This window comes from Campylobacter sp. TTU-622 (genome assembly GCF_016598965.1).
GTDB lineage: Bacteria > Campylobacterota > Campylobacteria > Campylobacterales > Campylobacteraceae > Campylobacter_D.
Genome location: NZ_JAENKR010000117.1, coordinates 1 through 2977, shown reverse-complemented (window position 1 = coordinate 2977; position 2977 = coordinate 1). Strand labels below are relative to the sequence as shown.

The 2977-nt window shown below is 22.8% G+C and carries 1 protein-coding gene; it reads right to left on the bottom strand.

Features of this window, described 5'->3' with window-relative positions; genetic code table 11:
* Positions 1-681 precede the first annotated feature (681 nt).
* Positions 682-2751: a capsular polysaccharide biosynthesis protein gene (locus JG677_RS07615; RefSeq protein WP_200286049.1), complete on the bottom strand. Its 2070-nt coding sequence runs from the start codon at positions 2749-2751 to the stop codon at positions 682-684.
* Positions 2752-2977: the final 226 nt, after the last annotated feature.

Here is a 2977-nt window from a genome sequence, read left to right as displayed (position 1 = left end):
CTCTTGAAATATTAGAAATTTTTACAAAATTTATCCTATAAGCAAAAATTTTAATAAACGCACAAACACTAAGAAAAATATAATATTATAAAAGAATTCATGGACTAAAAATTTTTTAAATTTAAAAATTCTCACTAATAATTTATAATATTTTTAAATTTTTAACAAAATTACAAAGATACTTTATCAATATAAACTATTAAAATCTTAAATTAAGTTATATCAGTTATTAGGTTACATGCTTAATATATAATTTCTACATAAAATTAAATATTTTTTCTTATTAATCACATTGTTAATTTACCTTAAATATAAGAAAAATTAGATTACTATCCTTTTAAAAAATAGTCTAATAGAAGTTTATTTTATAAAACAATATCAAAGTATAAAAAATCATAATTTTATCTGTTTATTTTTTTAATCCTTCCTCGATAAAAATATTTAGAGAAAATATAAAATTTATTATTTACAAAAGGAAATTTTATATTTATTTTTTAAGCTAATATAATAAAAGTTTTATCATTTAAATCTCTTTTCAAATTTTATCACATTTATATCTTTTTTACTTAAATAAAAAAATATTATTTTAATTTTGTTTTTGCTTCTTTAAAAAAAGAAATCTTATATCTAAAATAAAAAATATTTTATTACAAAACCTTTTCAATCTTATCGCCAACTTTCTTATTTCCTTGCCAGAATCCCGTAAAATCTTCTCATTTTTCTAAGCACTGAAGTTTTAAAATCTATTATTAATTTTATATGTTTTTTTGAAAAATAATCTTTTTGCAAATTTAACATTACATTTAAACAAACCTCAATTTCACATAAAGTTTTTGTTTTAGGATTGATATATCTTGGATACATAATCAAAGCTCCAGCCACAAGTTCTTCTAGCTTTAACTTTCTTGTTCTTCTTTCGCATTTAAATTTATCAATTGTTAAACCCCAACCTGCATAAAAAGGCATACCATAAGTAAAAACTTTTTTAGATCTTAAAAGTGCATCAAAACCACTCGTAGAAGTAATAGTATGCACTTCATCGACAATTTTAATAGCACTATCAATGCTACAATTCTTTATAATCTCATCACAAAATTCTAAAATAATTTTTTCATCTTTTAAACCTTTGCGATTACCGCTTAGCACATCTGGATGGGGCTTAAATAGTATATAAGCATCTTGATTTTTAGCTCTTACTTCTTTAAGTAAGTCAAGAGTAGATAAGCCAAAACCTCCCAAAATCATTGAAGCATCATCTTCAACTTGAGCAGGAATCAGAATGATTTTTTGTCCTTTTTTGGCGTTGATTTTTAAATTTTCATGCTTTAAGCCATTATATTTAGAAAACTTATTTTCAATTAAAATTTTTATAATATTTTTTGCCCTATTTAATATATCTTCATCAAAGACTTCATTCTGCAAAAGTTCTTCTAATCTATTTGTTTTACTTGAATCTATATAAAGTCCTTTATCATCAATAATTAAAGAAAAAGGACGTGTAAGATCGGATCCTAAAAAAACAGAACGGATAAAACCATCTTCCACTAGAAAAATTTTAGGAATAAAATTTTGCAAATTCTCATCTTGTGCTTTTTTTGTAAGATTTTTTTTAAGAATATTGCAATCTATTTGTTTTCCCCAAATAAAAAATTTATCATTTTCTTTTAGTTTTATATTTTTTAAACAATCTAATAAATCTAAAAATATAATTTCATTATTTTTAGCTACAAAAAAAGGTTTTATAAAATTTCTTTTCCATTTTGAAAATCCAAAGAAAAAAAGTCTACCTGAATTTTGTTTTTCAATTTTTTTATATTTTACTAAAGTTTGAATAGTATTAAAAATATTGCTTTTTTGATTTAAATAAGGGTTAAAATACTCAGTATAAAGTATATAAGTAGCGTAAAAAATTTCTTCAAGACTTCTTTTTTGCACTCTTCTTTCGCATTTAAATTTATCAATTGTTAAACCCCAACCTGCATAAAAAGGCATACCATAACAAACACACTCACAATTCATAATCAAAGCTTCAAAACCCATACCAGAGGTTTTAGTGTAAACCTTATCGAAAAACTCAAGCAAAGCTATTGGATTAAAATTTTCGGTGATTATAATACATTCCTTAGGCAAAAAGTTTATATCAAAATCACTTTGTTTTTTACCACTTAAGACATCTGGATGAATTTTTATATAAATTTTAGAATTAGGGTTTTCTTTTGTGGCGTCTTTTATCATATTAATGGTTTTAAAATCATTAGCAAAGCCAAATTCAAGTGAAGCATCATTAGCTGTTTGAGCAATGATCAAAATGCGTTTTTCATCTTTTGGGAAATAATTATTTGGAATATCAAGATTATTATTATACTTGCTAATTTTATATTTTTTAATAAGCTCTATAGCTTTTCTAGCTTGCCTAACTTCTTCATTCTTAAACTTATAAGTATTTAAAAGATTTTCAAGTTTTGAAGGTGTTGTTGCATCATAATAAATACCTATATTATCCTTAATTATCGAAAAACTAGGACTATTTTCAACGCCTAAATTTAACGAGCGAATAAAACCATCTTCTAGGAGCATAAATTTGGTACGATATTTTTTAGCTAAGTCTATGGCTTTTAAACCTGACTTTTTTCTACCCCAACCAATAAAAATATCGTCTTTTTTTATTTTTAAAAACTTCTTATATAAGGAAATAGGATAAAAATCTTTAGCACTAATAATAAGTTTTTTTGAAATAGAGTAATATTTCACAAAATAATCTCCTTATACAATCTAACTTTTTAAATTATTTTAAACAACTAACAACTATTAATTATTCTTTAGTTTATCAAATTCTATACACACTTTAATCGCATTTATTAATTCTTTATTTAAAGTTTTAACATATAATCTCTTTTGAACTCTTTAAATGTTTTTCACATTTAAATTCTAAAATAAATTCTATATTGACTTTAATTTAGATTGTAAAAAATATTAT